The sequence below is a fragment of the Agrobacterium vacciniicorymbosi genome (genome assembly GCF_040427045.1).
Lineage (GTDB): Bacteria > Pseudomonadota > Alphaproteobacteria > Rhizobiales > Rhizobiaceae > Agrobacterium.
The window spans coordinates 154,680-172,088 of record NZ_JBETMF010000006.1 but is presented as its reverse complement, the minus strand read 5'-3'; the positions used below and the strand labels follow the sequence as shown (position 1 = coordinate 172,088).

Annotated in this window: 18 protein-coding genes; 14 read left to right on the top strand and 4 right to left on the bottom strand. The window is 57.6% G+C overall.

Annotated elements, in window-relative coordinates; all coding sequences use genetic code 11:
- Positions 1-2 precede the first annotated feature (2 nt).
- Together ABUK73_RS11595 and ABUK73_RS11590 are read left to right on the top strand one after the other, a co-directional pair.
- Positions 3-800, top strand: a complete 798-nt coding sequence (locus ABUK73_RS11595; RefSeq protein ID WP_353577406.1) for a class II glutamine amidotransferase — start codon at positions 3-5, stop codon at positions 798-800.
- 223 nt (positions 801-1,023) lie between these two features.
- The gene (locus tag ABUK73_RS11590; protein WP_353577405.1) at positions 1,024-1,413 is read left to right on the top strand and encodes a DoxX family protein; all 390 of its coding nucleotides are present in this window, start codon (positions 1,024-1,026) and stop codon (positions 1,411-1,413) included.
- A gap of 63 nt (positions 1,414-1,476) precedes the next feature.
- On the opposite strand, the gene ABUK73_RS11585 is transcribed toward ABUK73_RS11590, so the two are convergent.
- The gene (locus ABUK73_RS11585) at positions 1,477-5,109 is read right to left on the bottom strand and encodes a response regulator (protein WP_353577404.1); all 3,633 of its coding nucleotides are present in this window, start codon (positions 5,107-5,109) and stop codon (positions 1,477-1,479) included.
- A 506-nt stretch (positions 5,110-5,615) separates the two neighbouring features.
- Here ABUK73_RS11585 and ABUK73_RS11580 point away from each other — a divergent pair.
- The gene (locus ABUK73_RS11580; protein WP_353577403.1) at positions 5,616-7,160 is read left to right on the top strand and encodes a DEAD/DEAH box helicase; all 1,545 of its coding nucleotides are present in this window, start codon (positions 5,616-5,618) and stop codon (positions 7,158-7,160) included.
- A 59-nt stretch (positions 7,161-7,219) separates the two neighbouring features.
- Here ABUK73_RS11580 and mnmD read toward each other — a convergent pair whose 3' ends face one another.
- Entirely contained in the window at positions 7,220-7,948 is a 729-nt protein-coding gene (gene mnmD / locus ABUK73_RS11575; protein ID WP_353577529.1) for a tRNA (5-methylaminomethyl-2-thiouridine)(34)-methyltransferase MnmD, read from the bottom strand.
- Here mnmD and ABUK73_RS11570 point away from each other — a divergent pair.
- The 9 genes from ABUK73_RS11570 to ABUK73_RS11530 all read left to right on the top strand — a co-directional run bounded on the left by ABUK73_RS11570 (position 7,947) and on the right by ABUK73_RS11530 (position 13,777).
- Positions 7,947-9,140: an NAD(P)/FAD-dependent oxidoreductase gene (locus ABUK73_RS11570; protein WP_353577402.1), complete on the top strand. Its 1,194-nt coding sequence runs from the start codon at positions 7,947-7,949 to the stop codon at positions 9,138-9,140. The genes mnmD and ABUK73_RS11570 overlap by 2 nt on opposite strands.
- Before the next feature lie 106 nt (positions 9,141-9,246).
- On the top strand, positions 9,247-9,954 hold the full coding sequence (locus ABUK73_RS11565) for a DUF1045 domain-containing protein (protein WP_353577401.1): 708 nt from the start codon (positions 9,247-9,249) through the stop codon (positions 9,952-9,954).
- A 75-nt stretch (positions 9,955-10,029) separates the two neighbouring features.
- A complete protein-coding gene (gene puuE, locus ABUK73_RS11560; RefSeq protein ID WP_353577400.1) occupies positions 10,030-10,953 on the top strand; it encodes an allantoinase PuuE in 924 nt (307 codons plus the stop codon).
- Positions 10,953-11,450, top strand: coding sequence for a 2-oxo-4-hydroxy-4-carboxy-5-ureidoimidazoline decarboxylase (gene uraD / locus ABUK73_RS11555; RefSeq protein WP_353577399.1), 498 nt, complete (start codon positions 10,953-10,955; stop codon positions 11,448-11,450). The genes puuE and uraD overlap by 1 nt, the downstream gene beginning before the upstream one ends.
- 73 nt (positions 11,451-11,523) lie before the next feature.
- Positions 11,524-11,814, top strand: coding sequence for a nucleotidyltransferase family protein (locus ABUK73_RS11550; RefSeq protein WP_320194862.1), 291 nt, complete (start codon positions 11,524-11,526; stop codon positions 11,812-11,814).
- The gene (locus tag ABUK73_RS11545; protein WP_320194861.1) at positions 11,811-12,173 is read left to right on the top strand and encodes a HepT-like ribonuclease domain-containing protein; all 363 of its coding nucleotides are present in this window, start codon (positions 11,811-11,813) and stop codon (positions 12,171-12,173) included. Before ABUK73_RS11550 ends, ABUK73_RS11545 begins: the two co-directional genes overlap by 4 nt.
- Positions 12,174-12,176: 3 nt before the next feature.
- Positions 12,177-12,677 carry an ureidoglycolate lyase gene (locus ABUK73_RS11540; protein WP_353577398.1) on the top strand — a complete coding sequence of 167 codons (501 nt, stop codon included), beginning with the start codon at positions 12,177-12,179 and terminating at the stop codon, positions 12,675-12,677.
- On the top strand, positions 12,674-13,030 hold the full coding sequence (gene uraH / locus ABUK73_RS11535; RefSeq protein WP_113088446.1) for a hydroxyisourate hydrolase: 357 nt from the start codon (positions 12,674-12,676) through the stop codon (positions 13,028-13,030). Before ABUK73_RS11540 ends, uraH begins: the two co-directional genes overlap by 4 nt.
- A 6-nt stretch (positions 13,031-13,036) precedes the next feature.
- Positions 13,037-13,777, top strand: a complete 741-nt coding sequence (locus ABUK73_RS11530) for a metallophosphoesterase family protein (RefSeq protein ID WP_353577397.1) — start codon at positions 13,037-13,039, stop codon at positions 13,775-13,777.
- A gap of 7 nt (positions 13,778-13,784) precedes the next feature.
- Here the strand turns inward: ABUK73_RS11530 and ABUK73_RS11525 are convergent, their stop codons facing one another.
- On the bottom strand, positions 13,785-15,026 hold the full coding sequence (locus ABUK73_RS11525; RefSeq protein WP_353577528.1) for a D-alanyl-D-alanine carboxypeptidase: 1,242 nt from the start codon (positions 15,024-15,026) through the stop codon (positions 13,785-13,787).
- 186 nt (positions 15,027-15,212) lie between these two features.
- Between ABUK73_RS11525 and ABUK73_RS11520 the strand changes: the two genes are divergently transcribed.
- The gene (locus ABUK73_RS11520; protein WP_353577527.1) at positions 15,213-15,797 is read left to right on the top strand and encodes a TetR/AcrR family transcriptional regulator; all 585 of its coding nucleotides are present in this window, start codon (positions 15,213-15,215) and stop codon (positions 15,795-15,797) included.
- Positions 15,794-16,138, top strand: coding sequence for a DMT family transporter (locus ABUK73_RS11515; protein WP_113088450.1), 345 nt, complete (start codon positions 15,794-15,796; stop codon positions 16,136-16,138). The genes ABUK73_RS11520 and ABUK73_RS11515 overlap by 4 nt, the downstream gene beginning before the upstream one ends.
- A 15-nt stretch (positions 16,139-16,153) precedes the next feature.
- On the opposite strand, the gene ABUK73_RS11510 is transcribed toward ABUK73_RS11515, so the two are convergent.
- Complete coding sequence (locus ABUK73_RS11510; protein ID WP_353577396.1) at positions 16,154-17,290, bottom strand: alpha-hydroxy acid oxidase; 1,137 nt, start codon at positions 17,288-17,290, stop codon at positions 16,154-16,156.
- Between the last annotated feature and the right edge of the window lie 119 nt (positions 17,291-17,409).

Genomic DNA, 17,409 nt, shown 5'->3' with positions numbered 1-17,409 from the left:
AAATGTGTCGTTTCCTCGCCTATACCGGCTCTCCCGTCTGGCTCGACAGCCTTCTGATCGAGCCGGAAAGTTCGCTGATCAGCCAGTCGCTGGCGGCGAGGGAGGCGAAGACGGTGGTCAATGGCGATGGATGCGGCATTGGCTGGTATGGCGAGCGGGGAGAGCCGGGTATTTATCGCGGCATCCTGCCTGCATGGTCTGACCGCAATCTGACATCGCTTTGCCATCAGTTGCGGTCGGGGATGTTTCTGGCGCATGTGCGCTCCGCCACCACCGGCGGTGTGTCCATGGCCAATTGCCATCCGTTCGGCTTTGGCAAGCACCTTTTCATGCATAACGGCCAGATTGGCGGTTATGAAAAGGTCAAGCGCGCCATCGAGGCGCATATTCCCGATGAAGTCTATTGTTCGCGCGCCGGCAACGGCGATAGCGAGGCGATCTTTCTGATTGCAGCCGGTTTCGGTCTCGACCGCGATCCTGTCGGTGCCCTAAAGAAAACCTTGCAGATGTGCCTGGATGTCGTTGAACGCTCCGGTGTTGATGAGCCTGTTCGTTTCAGTGCCATCCATGCCGATGGCGACACGTTGCACGCCTTCCGCTGGTCCAGTGATGCCCGCCCGCCGACACTTTATTGGCGCAACATGGGTGAGGGGATTGCCATTGCATCCGAACCCTTTGGCACGGGTGGAGAGAAGTGGGATGTCATTCCGGCCAATACGGTTGCCACCGTAAAAGGCGTCGACATCACCTTTGAGCCATTCAATCCCGTAACGCAGCCTGCCGTGCTGATGACGGCCTGACGCTTCAATCATATCCAGCCAGACAACCACTGGTTTCTCGCGCTGTGGCCTGCTGCAAGCAGGCTCTACAGGCACCTTTTTGTTACCCCATATTTCGGGTATCGGACCTGCGAGCGCGCGAGTTGTTTTTGCGTTGGAAACGTGTAACCCAATATCGAATAGATGTATTTTTCTGTCGGGTTTTGTCAGCGATAGCGCGAACCTGCTTATGAGGATAAGACACATGGCTTTTTTTGATAAACTGTCGCGGTATCAGCCCCAGTTTCTGGCTGTTCTGCGAATCGTCGCTGCGCTGCTGTTCATCGAACACGGTACGCAGAAGCTGTTCGGCTTCCCCGCAGCGCAGATGGAAGGTTCGCTTCCACCGCTGTTGCTGGTTGCTGCACTGCTTGAACTGATTGGCGGCGTGCTCATTCTCATCGGTCTCTTCACACGCCCGGTCGCCTTCCTTCTGTCTGGACAGATGGCGGTTGCCTATTTCATGGCGCATGCACCGAAGAGCGTTTTTCCGGTGCTGAACGGCGGCGATGCCGCCATCCTGTTCTGCTTCATCTTCCTGTATCTGGTTGCTGCTGGCCCCGGTGCATTCTCGATCGACAATAGCCGCCGTTAATCAACGCCGTATCTGATACGACCAACATTTCGAAACGCCGCGTGGACATTCCATGCGGCGTTTTTAGTTGGACTTCAGCTCGCCGTGTTTTGCCGTCTGCCGCATCAGCCATTTGTCGATTTTTGCCTGAAGCAGTTCCGGGCTGATGGGCTTTGACAGATAATCATCCATGCCCACGGCAAGGCAAAGATCGCGGTCGCTCTCCTGCGCATGAGCGGTCACGCCAATGATCGGAACACGCGCGACGTTCATGGCATTGTCTTCCTCGGCGCGAATGGCCTGCGTGGCCTGATGCCCGTTCATGACCGGCATGGACACATCCATCAGAATGATCGCCGGATTATCGGTGCGCCAGGCCTGAACCGCCTGTTTTCCATTGTCCACGATCCGGAAGGTGAGGCCGGTCTGCTGGAGAATCTGGGTGAAAACGATCTGGTTGACGTCGTTGTCCTCGGCAATCAGCACATCCAGAGACGAAACGCGGCTTGCGGCGACCGGCGTGCTGACTTTCGCCACGGGCTTCTGGCTCTGTTCAGGGCTGGCCTGTTTCGGCGCGATGGCCGCCTGTTGCTGTTGCCATCCGCGTTTTGCCCGTGATGTACGCACCACATCCGTCAGCGTCTTGCGAAGCAGACGTGCGCGCACAGGCTTCATCAGATGGGCATCGAAGTTGATGTCCGCCGACCCGCCCCGGTCATTGACCGCATCCATCGAAGTCAGGAAAATAATCGGCGTAGAGCTGAGGCGCGGGTTGCTGCGCAGCAAACGCGCCACCTGCATTCCGTCCATATCGGGCATGTGGTAATCAAGAATGACCGCATCGATGTCAAAGCCGATCTTCGCCGCTTCTTCCAGAACGGCAATGCCTGCCGGGCCGCTATCTGCGGCATAGCTGTCCACGCCCCAGCTTGTCAGCTGTTCGGTCAATATCTGCCGGTTCACGGCATTATCATCAATGACGAGGACGCTCACTTTTCTAGTGTCGATGGGGGAAACCGTCTGCTCGGTGCGGGTCCCAACAATACGCAGAGGCAGGCTGACCGTAAAGGCTGAGCCTTGGCCGAGTGTGCTTACCACATCTACCTTGCCGCCGAAAAGTCCGGCCAACCCCACCGTAATCGCAAGGCCAAGGCCTGTGCCTTCGTGCCTGCGGGTGGAGGAGGTGTCTGCCTGACTGAATTTTTCGAAAATGCGGTCCAGCTGGTGCGGCGCGATGCCGATGCCGGTGTCTTCCACCCGCAATGTCAGAATGACTTCGCTGTTGTCTATGGCCTCGGCTGAGAGCTCGATCAGCACATGCCCCATCTCGGTAAACTTGATGGCGTTACCGATGAGGTTCGTTGCGATCTGCCGGAAACGACCGGCATCGCCGCTGACCAGATTGCGCAAGGTCGGATCGACACGGACGATCAGCTCGATGTTCTTTTCCAGCGCCTGCGATGACAGCAGGGAGGCGACGTCTTCCACCGCCTCGGCGGCATCGAAAGGCGTGGAGCGCAATGCCATCTGTCCAGCATCGATCTTGGAGAAATCCAGAATATCATTGATGATCGTCAGCAGCGCGTTGCCGGATTTGACGATGACGTCGGTGAATGTCCGCTGTCGCGTATCCAGACTGGATTTTGCCAGCAGTTCCGCCATGCCGAGAACACCATTCATTGGCGTTCTGATTTCGTGGCTCATATTGGCCAGAAACTCGGATTTTGCCCGGTCTGCGGCTTCCGCCCGCGCCAGCAGGCCTTCAAGCTCGGCCTCGCGCTGTTTCATCTCGGTAATGTCGGTGGCGATGACGAGCCAGTAATTGCCGGCACCGATGGTGGATTCCACATTGAGCCAGCGTTTGCCATCCACATGGATCAGCGATGAGAACGGCTTGGCGGCGGCAACATTGTCCAGCCATTGCGTGCGGGTCGATATCGTCTGCTCTTCGGTTCCGAAATCGCCGCGGTCTGCACAATAGGCGAAGAATGGCAGCCAGCTGACACCTGCGGCCAGCAATTGCGGCGGCACATCGAACATGCGCGATAGAGCATCATTGGACATGATGATCTTGCCGTCCTGCACCAGTGCGAGCCCTTGCGCCATGACGCGCGTCGCATCCTGCATATATTCGCCAACGCGCTGCAATTCCTGCCGGGCGGCGCTGATTTCCTCATCGCGAACGCGCACCGCGGTGCTATCGGAGAAGGTGATGAGGATTTTGCCGCCGGCAATGCGGCGCTCTGATAGGATGATGAAGCGGCCCGACTTGCTGGAAATCTCACGCGATGTGTTGCCATCGATCCGGTTTAGCCGCTCGACACGGTCGAGATAGGCCTCCTCCAGCGTCATGCCGCCAAATTCGTACTTGCCGCATTCGTAGCCCAGTTGCAGATAGGTGCGGTAGGACTTTCCGACGAGGTCGATCTTCTCGGTTACTTCCCACAGGTCGTAAAAGCGGCTGTTGGCATATTCAATCGTCAGGTCCGGTCCCAGCAGCATCACGCCTACTGGCATGGATTGCAGAAGGGATTCGACTTCGGCGTGGAGTTTCTCCGCCTCATTGCGGGCTGCCAGCAGTTCCTGCTGTCCCTGCATCAGCGTGGTCGTATCGGTCACAGAGCCGACCAGATAGGGTTCCTCAGCAGGGGTGACGATGCGGCCAATCCTGATGATGGTGGGCACGGTGGTGCCGTTGTTGAGGACGATCTCCTGCGTCTTTTGCAGCTCTTCGCCCGTTTCCAGAATGTGGACATTTTCCTGCCGGAAGCCTTCGCCTTCGTGCAGGAAGATTTCCTCTTCCGTCAGTCCGTAATATTTCTCCCGAGGCTCGCCCCACAATGTCTCGTAAGAAGCGTTTGCGTAGGTGAGGCGGCGTTTGCTATCCAGCATGAAGACGGCAACCGGCAGGCGTTCCAGCGCTTCGCGGAACAGCCAGTTCTCGCGCGTATGCCTCTCCACCAGCATTTCCTGCGTCTTGGCATCGGTAACGTCGATACGAAGCGCAACGAGCAGCCCGTTTTCAAGCCGCTTGTTGATGAAGCGGATCCAGCGACCGTCGCTCATTTCCTGCATGAATTCGGAATAGGGCGTGCGGGTTGCCTGCAGCCTCTGTTCCACCCAGTCCAGCCTGTTGGCATCGCCTTCTTCTTGCAGCACGCCCGATTTGACGTAGCGATCATGGAAGGCCGTGACGATGGCGTTAAGCTCAAGCCCCGGCTTCCAGTCGAGGTTCAGTTCGCGATACAGATTTTCCAGACGGGCGTTGGAGTAGATCAGCCTGTCTTCGGGATCGTAAACCGCAACGCCGACATCCAGAAGATCGAGAAGGCTGCTGCCGATCAACGGTTCGTTCTGGGCGGCGGCGCGTTCCATGTCGAAAGACGGCATGGTCTCGAATATTTCGAACAGAAACAGATCGCCGTTTTCCGATTCAAAACGTTCGCATTTGACGGCATGTGTCTGGCTGGCGTGCTGATCGGCGCTTGCAGTGACTTCTTCCGTTGCAAAGACAAGGCAGCGACGCTCCTTGTCTTCGCGCCCCACATCCTTGGCATTGCCGAAGAGTTCCTGCGTGGTTTTCTGGTAGAAATCTGCTGCGGGGCGACCGTTGAAGCGGGCATAGGCGGAGTTGACGCAGACATATCGCAACTGACTGTCTTTAATGCAGGCGGGCAGAGTAAGCGTTAATACGCCCTCACATGCTTTTTCAAGCAATCCGCCCCCACTAATCAAATCATTCTCCGTAGCCGTCCGTGACACCAATAGAATCAGCGCTCAACTGCGAGCGAACATGTCAGGGAATCTATTGTAGATTGATGAAGTTGGCTACGTGTTCCGCACTGTTATTAGAAGTTGTTAACTATAGTTTTTCATCGATCGTTAAGATTTTCGCGATGCGTGGCATGCCGCTATAGCCGAATTGCCGCAGGGTCGGTGGCGTGCTTTTTGAAACATTCGCTTGACTTTCCTTGATAAAAAGACCACATCCCACTCCAAGCTTTCACCTTCGGCAGCCGCGTGAGCTGCAGCGTCAACGAAAAAAGACCCGACGCATGAAGGAAAAGCGCAGGATACAGGAGACGGCGTATTCGCCGCACTGAAGCGCAGAAAGTCATTCCAACCCACAAGTTCCCAATTCACGCGGGGTTCTTGACGCCAAGACAACCGGACAGCAGGGCTGATCCGGGTTCGAGCGTTTTGGCGCCCCGAAAGGTATACTATTGACCAGTTTTAGCGAACTCGGCCTCTCCGAAAAAATCGTGGCCGGCGTCACCCAGCTTGGTTACACCACGCCGACCCCTATTCAGGAAAAAGCGATCCCGCTTCTTCTGGAAGGCCGCGATATCATCGGTCTCGCACAGACCGGCACCGGCAAAACCGCCGCATTCGGCCTGCCGATCATCGAAATGCTTCTGAAGCAGCCCGACCGTCCGGCAAACCGCACCACCCGCACACTTATCCTTGCGCCAACGCGCGAGCTGGTAAACCAGATTGGCGAAAGCCTTCGTGGTTTTGTGCGCAAGACGCATCTCAAGATCAATCAGGTCGTGGGCGGCGCGTCCATCAACAAGCAGCAGCTTCAGCTGGAAAAGGGCACCGACATTCTCGTTGCCACGCCCGGCCGTCTGCTCGATCTGATTTCGCGCAACGCGATTTCCCTGTCCAAGGTCACCTATCTGGTTCTCGATGAAGCAGACCAGATGCTGGATCTCGGCTTTATTCACGACCTGCGCAAGATTTCCAAGATGGTGCCTGCCGGTCGCCAGACGCTGCTGTTTTCGGCCACCATGCCGAAGGCAATTTCTGATCTCGCAGGCAGCTATCTGACCAACCCGGTCACCGTTCAGGTTACGCCTCCGGGCAAAGCCGCCGACAAGGTTGAGCAATATGTTCACTTCGTTGCTGGCAAGAACGACAAGACCGAGCTTCTCAAGAAGTCGCTCAACGACAACCCGGATGGCCGCGCAATCGTGTTCCTGCGCACCAAGCATGGCGCTGAAAAGCTGTCCAAGTATCTGGAGCATATCGGTTTCAAGGTCGCGTCGATCCACGGCAACAAGAGCCAGGGTCAGCGCGAGCGCGCCCTCAAGGGCTTCAAAGACGGCGAAGTCAAGGTTCTGGTGGCAACCGACGTTGCTGCCCGCGGCATCGACATTCCTGCCGTAACCCACGTCTTCAACTACGATCTGCCGGAAGTGGCCGACGCTTACGTGCACCGCATTGGTCGTACGGCGCGTGCGGGTCGTGATGGCATCGCCATCGCCTTCTGCGCACCGGACGAAACCCGTCTGCTGCACGACATCGAAAAGCTGATGAAGATCGAAATTCCGGTCCTCTCCGGCGAACGTCCTGAAGGTCTGGCAAGCCCATCGCGCGGCAACAACAACCGTGGCGGCAATGGTGGCAATCGCGGTAGCGCGAACGGCCCACGTCGTCAGGGTGGCGAGCGCGCCCATGGCGACCGTCCGGCACGTGGTCCCCGTGAAGGGGGGCATCGCGAAGGTGGTCATCGTGATGGTGGACGTCGCAATGGCGATTTCCGTGGCCAGCGTGCAGGCGAATTCGCACCGGTCGAGCGTGACAACGATCTCGAAGTCACGTCCGACTTCAAGCGCCCGAAGGCAGATGCTGCACCGGGCAAGCCCGCTGGCAACCGCAATCATCGCGGTGGTCAGGGTCGTCCGGCCCGCAAGGCAGGCTCTTTTGCTCCTGCCGGTCAGGGTCGTCCTGCTGGCAAAGCCGGTAGTGGCCGCAAGCGCGGCTGATTTAGCCCGACTTTTATAATGAGCGCCCGGATGAAAATCCGGGCGTTTTTCGTTTCGGCCTAGAGCGCGGGTTTCTTGCCGCAGAGCATTTCGCGCTTTCCGGCAAAACCCGGTCTGCGCTCGACGGTAAAGCCCGCAGCGCCCAGATTGCGCCGCACGAAACCGGCCGCCGCAAATGTGCCGAAGGTTCCGCCAGGAGCCGTCTTTTCGAACACCGCCGACATGATCTCCAGCGACCACATCTCGGGGTTCTTGGCTGGCGCAAAGCCATCGAGGTACCATGCGTCGAATATGTCAGTGCTTTGGCTGATCCCTCGCATGGCATCACCGCAAAAGACGGTCAGGCGCGTCTGCTCGTCCAGAGTGATGTCGATCCAGCCTTCCGGGTCTGACGGCCATTGTGCGACGAAGGCTTTGCGCTCGGCATCCAACTGCGGCCAGTGGGACAGTGCCCGGTCCAGCTCTTGGGCGGTCATCGGGTAAAGTTCGAAGGACACGAAATGCAGCTGCGCATCGGCAGGTCTTGAGAGCTTCCACTGCCGCCATGTCTCGCACAGGTTCAGCGCCGTGCCGAAACCAAGTTCCCCAATGCGGAAGGTGCCCTGCGCAGTTTCCCAACGCTCCGGCAAGCCGTTGCCGGCGAGCGAAACGTGACTGCATTCCTGCCGGCCATCGGTCTGGCAATAAAAATGGTCGCCAAAGGCCAGCGAATAGGGCATATCGCCCTCTCGCCAATCCAGCATGTTTGAACCGGCTCGTTGCGGCCCACTGTTATCGAGGTGTGTCATGGTCAAAGCCGATAGTCTTCCCGATCAGACAGGTCAATCACCTTTGCCATCCAGCGTGTCGTTGTTGATCATCGGCGGCGGTATCATGGGCCTTTGGGCGGCGGTAAAGGCTGACAGGCTAGGTATCGACACGCTTCTGGTGGATGCAGGCAAAGTCGGCAGCGGCGCCAGCGGCGGCCTCTTGGGCGCTTTGATGTCGCATATGCCGGATCGCTGGTCGGACAAGAAGCAGTTTCAGTTCGATGCCCTGCTGAACCTTGAAGCTGAAATTGCAGCGGTGGAAGCCGAAACGGGCCTTTCGGCGGGTTACAGACGCTGCGGCCGCATCATTCCCCTGCCAAAGCCGCACCTTCGGGCCATTGCGGAGCGGCATCAAAGCGACGCGCTGTCCAACTGGAGTACGGACGGCCACCAATTCCACTGGCATGTGCTGGATACGCCGCCCGTCAATGGCTGGGTGGATGCCGCAGCGGGCGAGGCGGGTTTCGTGCATGACACCTTTGCCGCCAAGGTCTCTCCGCGGGCTTTCGTGGCGACGCTGGAAGGGTATTTGCGACGGTCCAGACATGTGCGCCTCATCGAGAATTGCGGCGTTACGGCTTTGGACCCGAATGGCACGGCCACGTTGGCGAATGGCGAAAGCATTCGCTTCGGGCATGCCATGGTCTCTGCGGGACATGACTCGTTCCCACTGCTTGGAGACGCGTTTAAGTTGTCTTCTGGTGCAAAACTAGGCCAGCCGGTTAAAGGGCAGGCGGCATTGCTGCAAGCCCATGTCGACCCGTCGATGCCGGTGGTGTTCCTGAATGGTCTCTACGTCGTGCCGCATGAAGACGGCACTGTTGCCATTGGCAGCACCAGCGAGGAGGAATTCGGCGATGCCTTCACAACGGATGAGCGGCTGGAAACCTTGATTGCGCAGGCGCGGCAGATCGTTCCATCGCTTGAAGATGCCGAGGTGATCGAGCGCTGGGCCGGGCTGCGCCCCAAGGCAATCGGTCGCGACCCGATGGTGGGCGCGCATCCGGACTACCCGCGCGTCATTGCACATACGGGTGGTTTCAAGGTCAGTTTTGGTCTGGCGCATCGTCTGGCCGATGCCGCCTTGGATACGGTGTTGGGCAAGCCCATGCAGGTGCCCACCAGTTTTACGTTTGAAGATCACATTCGTGTTTTCAACCAAAAGATTTGATTCGACAGCGTTTACGCGTCGTTAATCTGTCATGCAAATCACCTAACAGCTTGGCTTATGCATTATGGCTGATGAAATCCGTTCGAGGACGGCGAGGTGACGACGCATGCGGTATGCCATTCATTTTACGCCTTCCCCAAATGATCCGCTGACTCATGTCGCTGCGGCCTGGCTGGGTCGTGACGTCTATTCCGGCCAGAGCGTGGAGCCGCCTGCGGTAACCAGCCTCGGCATGCAGGAGATTTCCTACCACACCGCGCTGCCGCGCCGATATGGCTTTCATGGCGCGATCAAGGCTCCGTTCCGCTTGATGGATGATGTCAGTGAGGCGGCCCTGCTGCGCGGCCTGATGCATTTCGCAGGCACGCATCAACCCTTCACTTTGCCACCGCTGGAAATCGCCAAACTTGGCAATGTCTATGGTCTGGTGCCCTCCTGGCAATCGGAAACGCTGAATTTTCTGGCTGCAAGCGTGGTGCAGGAGTTTGATCGTTACCGCGCGCCCCTGTCCGATGCGGATATTGACCGTGCCGACCCGGATCGTCTTTCGGCAACGCAACTGACCAATCTGCACCGCTGGGGCCACCCATATGTCATGGACGAGTTCCGCTTTCAGATGATGCTGACGGGCGGCGTGATGCCAGGAGATTGTCCGCGTGTCGAGCGGGCGGTGCGCGGCGTGTTCGAGCCTTTGCTGGAGCGACAGGTCGATTTCTCCAACCTCGCGCTTTTCGTGGAAGATGAGCCGGGCGCTCCGTTCCGCGTCCATTCGCTGCACCCGATGGGGCGTGTCTCCGCCCGCAAGATTGCATAAGTCCCGCCAAGAAAATGCTCTCGACTTTCCGGTCCGCGATGTTACCGTTCACGAAATTTGCGTGAAGGTGATTTGATGATTTCCGCTGACTATCCCCGCAACCTCATCGGTTACGGTCGCAATACCCCTGATCCGAAATGGCCCGGCGATGCCAGAATTGCGGTGCAATTCGTCATCAATTACGAAGAGGGCGGCGAAAGCAGCATTCTCGATAGCGATAAGGCTTCCGAGTCGCTGCTGTCGGAAATCGTCGGCGCACAGCCTTGGCCGGGGCAGCGCAATCTCAATATGGAATCGATTTACGAATATGGGTCGCGCGCCGGTTTCTGGCGGCTGTGGCGCATGTTCACAGAACTTGGTGTGACAACGACCGTTTACGGTGTCACCGCCGCCATGGCTCGCAACCCGGACGCGGTGGCGGCGATGAAGGAAGCCGGTTGGGAAATCGCCAGCCACGGCTATCGCTGGCTGGAATATAAGGACTTTTCAGAGGAAGAAGAGCGCAAGCATGTGCTGGAAGCCGTGCGCCTGCACACGGAACTGACCGGCGAGCGACCCTACGGCATGTATCAGGGCAAGCCTTCTGACAATACATTGCGGCTCATCATGGAGGAGGGTGGTTTCCTCTATTCTTCGGATTCCTACGCGGATGATCTGCCGTATTGGGTGAAAGGTTTGAAGGACGATCCGTTCCTGATCATTCCCTATACACTCGAAACCAACGACATGCGCTTTGCCACGCCGCAGGGCTTCAATTCCGGCGACCAGTTCTTCACCTATCTGAAAGACGCCTTCGACGTGCTGTATCGGGAAGGTGCCGAAGGCTCGGCCAAGATGATGAGCGTCGGCCTTCACTGCCGCCTCGTCGGGCGCCCCGGTCGCGCGGCGGCACTTCGCCGTTTCATCGAATATGTGCTCGGCCATGAGAAGGTCTGGATACCGCAACGTATCGAGATTGCCCGCCATTGGCATGAGCATCACAAGCCGGAGGCGGTGTGATGGTGGACAAGGCGGATTTCATCAGCCGGTTCGGCGGCGTGTTCGAGCATTCCCCTTTTATTGCGGAACGCGCTTACGATGCTGGCGATGTGGCGGAGCCGCTGACGGCAGGCAATGTCCATGCGGCGCTCTGCACCCAGTTTCGTGCCGCCTCGCATGAGGAAAGGCTGGGCGTGCTGCGCGCTCACCCCGATCTTGCCGGCAAGCTTGCCATTGCCGGAGGTCTGACCGAAGACAGCCGCAAGGAGCAGGCAGGAGCAGGGCTAGATCGTCTTTCGCCGGAAGAGCATGCGCGGTTTACGCAGCTCAACGCCGCCTATGTCGAGAAGAACGGGTTCCCCTTCATCATTGCCGTCAAAGGCCTGACCAAGGACGATATTCTGCGCGCCTTCGAGACCCGCATCAACAATAACGCGGAAGACGAATTCACTACTGCAACGGCGCAGGTGGAAAAGATTGCCGGGCTGCGACTATCCGCCTTGCTGCCGGAAAGCTGATGAAACGCATGCGCCAGCAATCTGCTTTCCACATCACGGGCAGCACTCTATATTGTGGTTCAGGAGACAAGCCATGAGACCATCAGAGGTGCTGGAAAAGAACCGGGAAGCGATCCGCGAAGCGACAAAACGCTTCAACGCGGCCAACCCTCGCGTGTTCGGCTCCGTGGCACGCGGCGAGGATCGGCCCGATAGCGATCTTGATATTCTGGTGGACGCGCTGCCGGGCACGACCTTGTTCGATTTGGGTGGATTGTTGGAAGAACTCAAGGAAATCCTTGGAGTAGAGGTTGACGTTCTCACCTCCGGTGGCCTCCACCCAGCCATGAGGGATCGTATCTTGCTGGAAGCCAAAGCTGTATGAGTTCCGACCGGCTTCTCCTTTATCTGGACGAAATAGATTTAGCGGCATCGCGCGTGCAAAGCTTCATTCAAGGTATGGATGAAGCAGCGTTTTCTTCCGATCAGCGTACCCAGATGGCGGTCATGATGGGACTTGCGCTCATTGGAGAGGCGGTCGCGAAGATCGACAAATACAGTCCTGAGTTTTTACGAGAACATACTGAAATCCCTTGGATGAAAATCAAGGGCATGCGTAATCTCATCGTCCAAGATTATTTCCGGACCGAGTTGTCGGTGGTCTGGAAGACGGTGACGGAGAGTATTCCCGATTTGCAGGCGCGTATGGCACTCATCAGAAACTGGCGTGCCCAAGGTGAATGAATTTTGACTGAATTTCTTGAAATCCTGCCTCTGACCCAGCAGGCATTCGCGCCCTTTGGCGATGTTCTCGAGGCAGATCCTGCCAGCATGCGGATCATCAATGGCGGCAATACCGAGCGGTATCACGCGCTTGGCTCACCGGATGTCACGGGCGAAGGCGCGCGTGTCGTGATGAACCTGTTTCGTGGCAAGGCGCGCCACTTTCCCTATACCGTTGATATGATGGAGCGCCACCCGCTGGGCAGCCAGAGCTTTACGCCGCTGTCCGGCAAGCCGTTTCTTGTCGTCGTTTCCGAGGATGAGCAAGGCAGGCCGGGGAAGCCGAAGGTGTTTCTGGCTGGCGCCGATCAGGGTGTGAATTACCATCGCAATGTCTGGCACCATCCGCTGATGGCCATCGGCTCTACCAGTGATTTTCTGGTTGTGGATCGGGATGGGCCGGGCAACAATCTGGAAGAGTTCTTCTTCGATCAGCCCTATTTCATTTCGGAGCCCACGCCATGACCGGTCTTACCACCCATGTTCTCGATGCGGCTCACGGCACGCCAGCACAGGGATTGAAGATCGATCTCTACCGGCTTGAGGGCGAGAGCCGCGAGAAGCTGAAGACGGTGGAAACCAACAGCGATGGCCGTGTCGATGGCGGGCCATTGTTAATTGGCGAGGATTTTCGGGCGGGGCAGTATGAGCTTGTGTTTCACGCTGGCGATTATCTGAGAACCAAAGGTCTGGTTCTGCCGGAGCCTGCCTTTCTTGACATCATACCCATTCGTTTCGGCATAGCTGACGAGAGCGGACACTACCACGTTCCCTTGCTTCTCTCGCCCTATAGCTATTCCACTTACCGCGGAAGCTGACCCCCGATGATCTTTGCTGCCATTGCCGATATCCATGGAAATTACGCGGCACTGGACGCCGTGCTTAGGGATATCGAGAGGCTTGGTATTCCTGATATCGTCAATCTCGGTGATTGTTTCAGCGGTCCACTGGAGGCCGGTCGCACGGCTGATGCTCTGGTGGGGCGTAACATCCCGACTGTTCGTGGCAATCATGACCGCGCCCTCATCGACCGTCCTTTCGAGATCATGGGCGATTGGGAAAAGCCTGCACATATCCAGCTCTCTTCCGAGCATTTTGACTGGTTGCAGGCGCTGCCTTTCGATCTGGTGTTCAAGGATGTGGCCTATTGTTGCCACGGATCGCCCAAGGATGATCTGGAATATTGGCTGGAGAAGCTGTCTTCAGAAGGCGTTCTGCACCAACGACCTTTGGCGGAAATCGAGGCGCTTGCGGATGGTATCCAGCAGCCACTCATGCTGTGTGGCCATACGCATATTGCCCGAACAGTTCAGCTGTCTGACGGTCGATTGATCGTCAATCCCGGCAGTGTCGGTTGCCCGGGGTGGAAGGATGACGAACCTTTCTACCATCAGGTCGAAGCCGGTCATCCATTGGCAAGCTACGCGGTTCTGGAAGAAACGCCAAAGGGTTGGCAGGTCTATTTTCGGCAGGTGCGCTACGACAGCGGCGCAATGGGAGAACTCGCCCGTGCCAACGGCATGCCAGCTCTCGGCAAGGCCATCGCTACTGGTTGGCTAGGCTGATCCCGACTTATCCTTCGCTCGACATGACAACGCAGGAATAGGACTGTGCCTTCAAATCCTTGCAGGCGGAGAGGGCGGCTGCCTGGCTGTCGAAGCCGGTGAAGCGCGCGCGGTAGAGCGTGGCAGCGCCGCTTCGAACCGCTTCGGTATAGGGCGCGATGCTGGCATAGCTGGAGGAGATGGCCGGACGTGCGTTTTTCAAAAGCGAAATCGCTGCCGCCTGGCTGTCTGCTGCGGCAATCTGAACTTCCCATGCACTGCGTTCGGAATTGGTGGCGGGAACAGCCGAGGTCTTGATCATATCCGGCATGACGTTGTGGGCGGAGGCGATCTGCATGGCGACGGGGTCTTTACGCTCTGCAAACATGGGCAGAGGCACGCTGGCAGGGGCGACATCGAATGTGCGGCTGGTGCTGGCGCTGGCAATCAGCTGCTGGCTGCCGCGGCCTCTGGATGCCTTGGGCAGGGTTCTATCCAGCAGCGCGACCATCTGATTGTCGCGACTGCGGGAGGTCTTGCCGCCCAGTACGACACCGACGACGCTGCGGCCATTGTGGTTGACGGCGCTGACGAGGTTGAAGCCGGAGGCGTTGGTGTAACCGGTCTTGATGCCATCCACGCCCTGATAGCGGCTGAGAAGCCTGTTGTGGCCGCTGATCGTCTTGCCACGGAACTTGAAGGACCTGGTAGCAAAGAGTTTGTATTCCTTGGGATAATCCCGTTGAAGGGCTAGGCCGAGCTTGGCCATGTCACGCGCCGTGGTGACCTGCGCCTTGTTAGGCAGGCCGGAGGCGTTGCGGAAAACGGTGCTCGTCATGCCCAACTGGCGGGCCTTGCGGGTCATCATCTGCGCAAACCCGGCCTGCGAGCCACCCAAATGATCGCCCATGCCCTCGGCCATGTCATTGGCGGATTTGACGATCATGCCATAGACGGCTTCGCGAACCGTGAAGGTGGTGCCCGCCCTGACCCAGAGCTTGGAAGGAATGACCGCTGCGCCACGCTTGGACATGGTGATGCGCTGGTTCCAACTCAGGCGACCGTCATGTAGGGCTTCGAAAACGAGATAAAGCGTCATCATTTTCGTCAGCGAGGCCGGATAGTTTTTTGTGTCGGCATTCTCGGAATCCAGCACTTTTCCCGTGTTGGCATCCATCACGAAATGCGCATAGCCCGCCTGCGCCGGAGACGCGTGCAGGGAAAGGACCGCACAGAGGAAGGCCAAAGCAAATACCCACGCTCCGGCCATGCCCCGTCTGATCGTTCCCAACATGTTTTACCCCTTATCCGTCCATTCGCCGCTGCCAAGATGACTGAAACTTTCCGGCAACAAAACCATTCAAACTTTAAAGGCCGCTTTCATCCTTAATTAAGTATGAAAATCGACCCCCATTGGTGGCGGGTTATTTTCTTGAAAAGAAACCGACCGTCCGGTATGTATCTCGTCATGGATATGTTGACCGAACGTAAAAAACAGCCGGATGTCGTGCGCCGGAATTTGATGGATTGCACTGCCAGACTTGCGGCAGAGCAGGGGTTTTCGGCTGTCTCTGTTCAGGCCGTTGCGTCCGCTGCCGGTGTGACGAAGGGTGGGCTGTTCCACCATTTCGCGTCCAAGCAGGCTCTGCTGGAAGCCGTGCTTGGCGATCTTTTGGCCAAGCTGGATGACGATATCGATGCCCTGATCTCACAGGATTGTGAGGACTATGGATGCTTCACGCGGGCCTATGTAAACGCGTTTTTTGACGATCAGGGCCGTGAATCCTACGCGCAGTGGTCGGCCATTTCGGTTGCACTCATCAGCGAACCATCGCTGCGGCAGCTATGGGAAAGCTGGTTCAGCGGTCGTCTGACCCGCCATAAAAAGACGGATGATCACCTTAATCTCGAGCTTGTCCGGCTCGCAATTGACGGTCTCTGGCTTGCGGATCTGGTCAGCGAAAAGGGCCATGCCGGCGGCAACAGATCGGCACTTCACAAGCAGCTTCTCAAAGCCGCGCAAAAGGAACATGACACATGAACGGCGTCACCCTGACCTATGCGGCACTTGTCGCAGCGATTGTCTGCGAAGTCATCGGCACGTCATTCTTGCAGCAATCCCAACAATTTACCCGGTGGTTACCGACGCTTCTGATGGCCGTCTTTTACGGTGCGGCCTTTTATCTGCTGTCGATTACCCTGCGCACCATTCCCGTCGGCGTGGCCTACGCGATCTGGAGCGGACTTGGCATCGTGCTGATTTCAGCAGTGGGTTATATCTTCTTCCGCCAGACGCTGGATCTCGCCGCGATGATCGGCCTTGGGCTGATTATCGCGGGTGTAGTCGTCGTGAACCTGTTTTCGAAGACGGTGGGGCACTGAAGGACTTTTTGGCCCTCAACGCACCAGAATGCTGCGATCCACATCCGTCAGCAATCGCTTGCCGCACAAGGCCATGGTGATGTCCATTTCCTTGCGGATGATTTCCAGCGCGGTGGTCACGCCCTGCTTGCCGCCTGCGCCAAGACCATAAAGGAACGGGCGGCCGATATAGGTGCCTTTGGCACCGAGCGCGATGGCTTTCAGAACATCCTGCCCTGAGCGAATGCCACCATCCAGATGGACTTCGATCTTGTCGCCAACGGCATCGACAATCTTCGGCAGGATTTCGATGGAGGACAGCGCGCCGTCCAGCTGGCGTCCGCCATGGTTGGAAACGATAATGGCATCTGCGCCGGTTCCGGCAGCAGCGATGGCATCTTCCTCATCCAGAATACCCTTGAGGATCAGCTTGCCGCCCCAGCGTTCCTTGATCCATTCCACGTCTTTCCATGAGAGGCGCGGATCGAACTGTTCCGCCGTCCATGAGGAGAGCGACGACAGGTCGGAGACGTTCTTTGCGTGGCCGACGATGTTGCCGAAGCTGCGGCGCTTCGTGCGCAACATGTCGAGGCACCATTGCGGGCGCGTCGCCATCTGCCAGATATGCTTGGGTGTGAATTTTGGCGGCGCGGACAGCCCGTTGCGCAAATCCTTATGCCGTTGACCGAGAATCTGAAGATCAAGCGTCAGCACCAGCGCCGAGCATTTTGCCGCCTTGGCGCGGTCGATCAGGTTGTTGACGAAGTCACGGTCCTTCATCACGTAAAGCTGGAACCAGAAGGGGCGGGAGGTAACGGAGGCGACATCTTCGATGGAGCAGATGCTCATGGTCGATAGCGTAAAGGGAACGCCGAATTCCTCCGCTGCCTTGGCCGCCAGCATCTCGCCATCCGCATGCTGCATGCCGGTAAGGCCGGTGGGGGAGAGCGCAACGGGCATCGACACCTTCTCACCGATCATCTCCGTCGCCAGCGAACGATTGGTCATATCCACCAGCACACGCTGCCGCAGCTTGATCTTGGCAAAATCATCCTCGTTGGCGCGATAGGTGCTTTCCGTCCATGCGCCACTGTCGGCATAGTCGAAAAACATCTTTGGAACGCGGCGCTTCGCCTGTTTCTTGAGATCAGCAATGGTAAGCGTTTTGGCCATGAATTGATCTTTCACATCTGAATATTCATCGCCAATATCATGATTTAGAGCCTGAGTGTTATTCAAAATTTCGGTCAAGCCAGCGTTATTTTAGACAAATCTTCGAGCAAGGCCGAGAC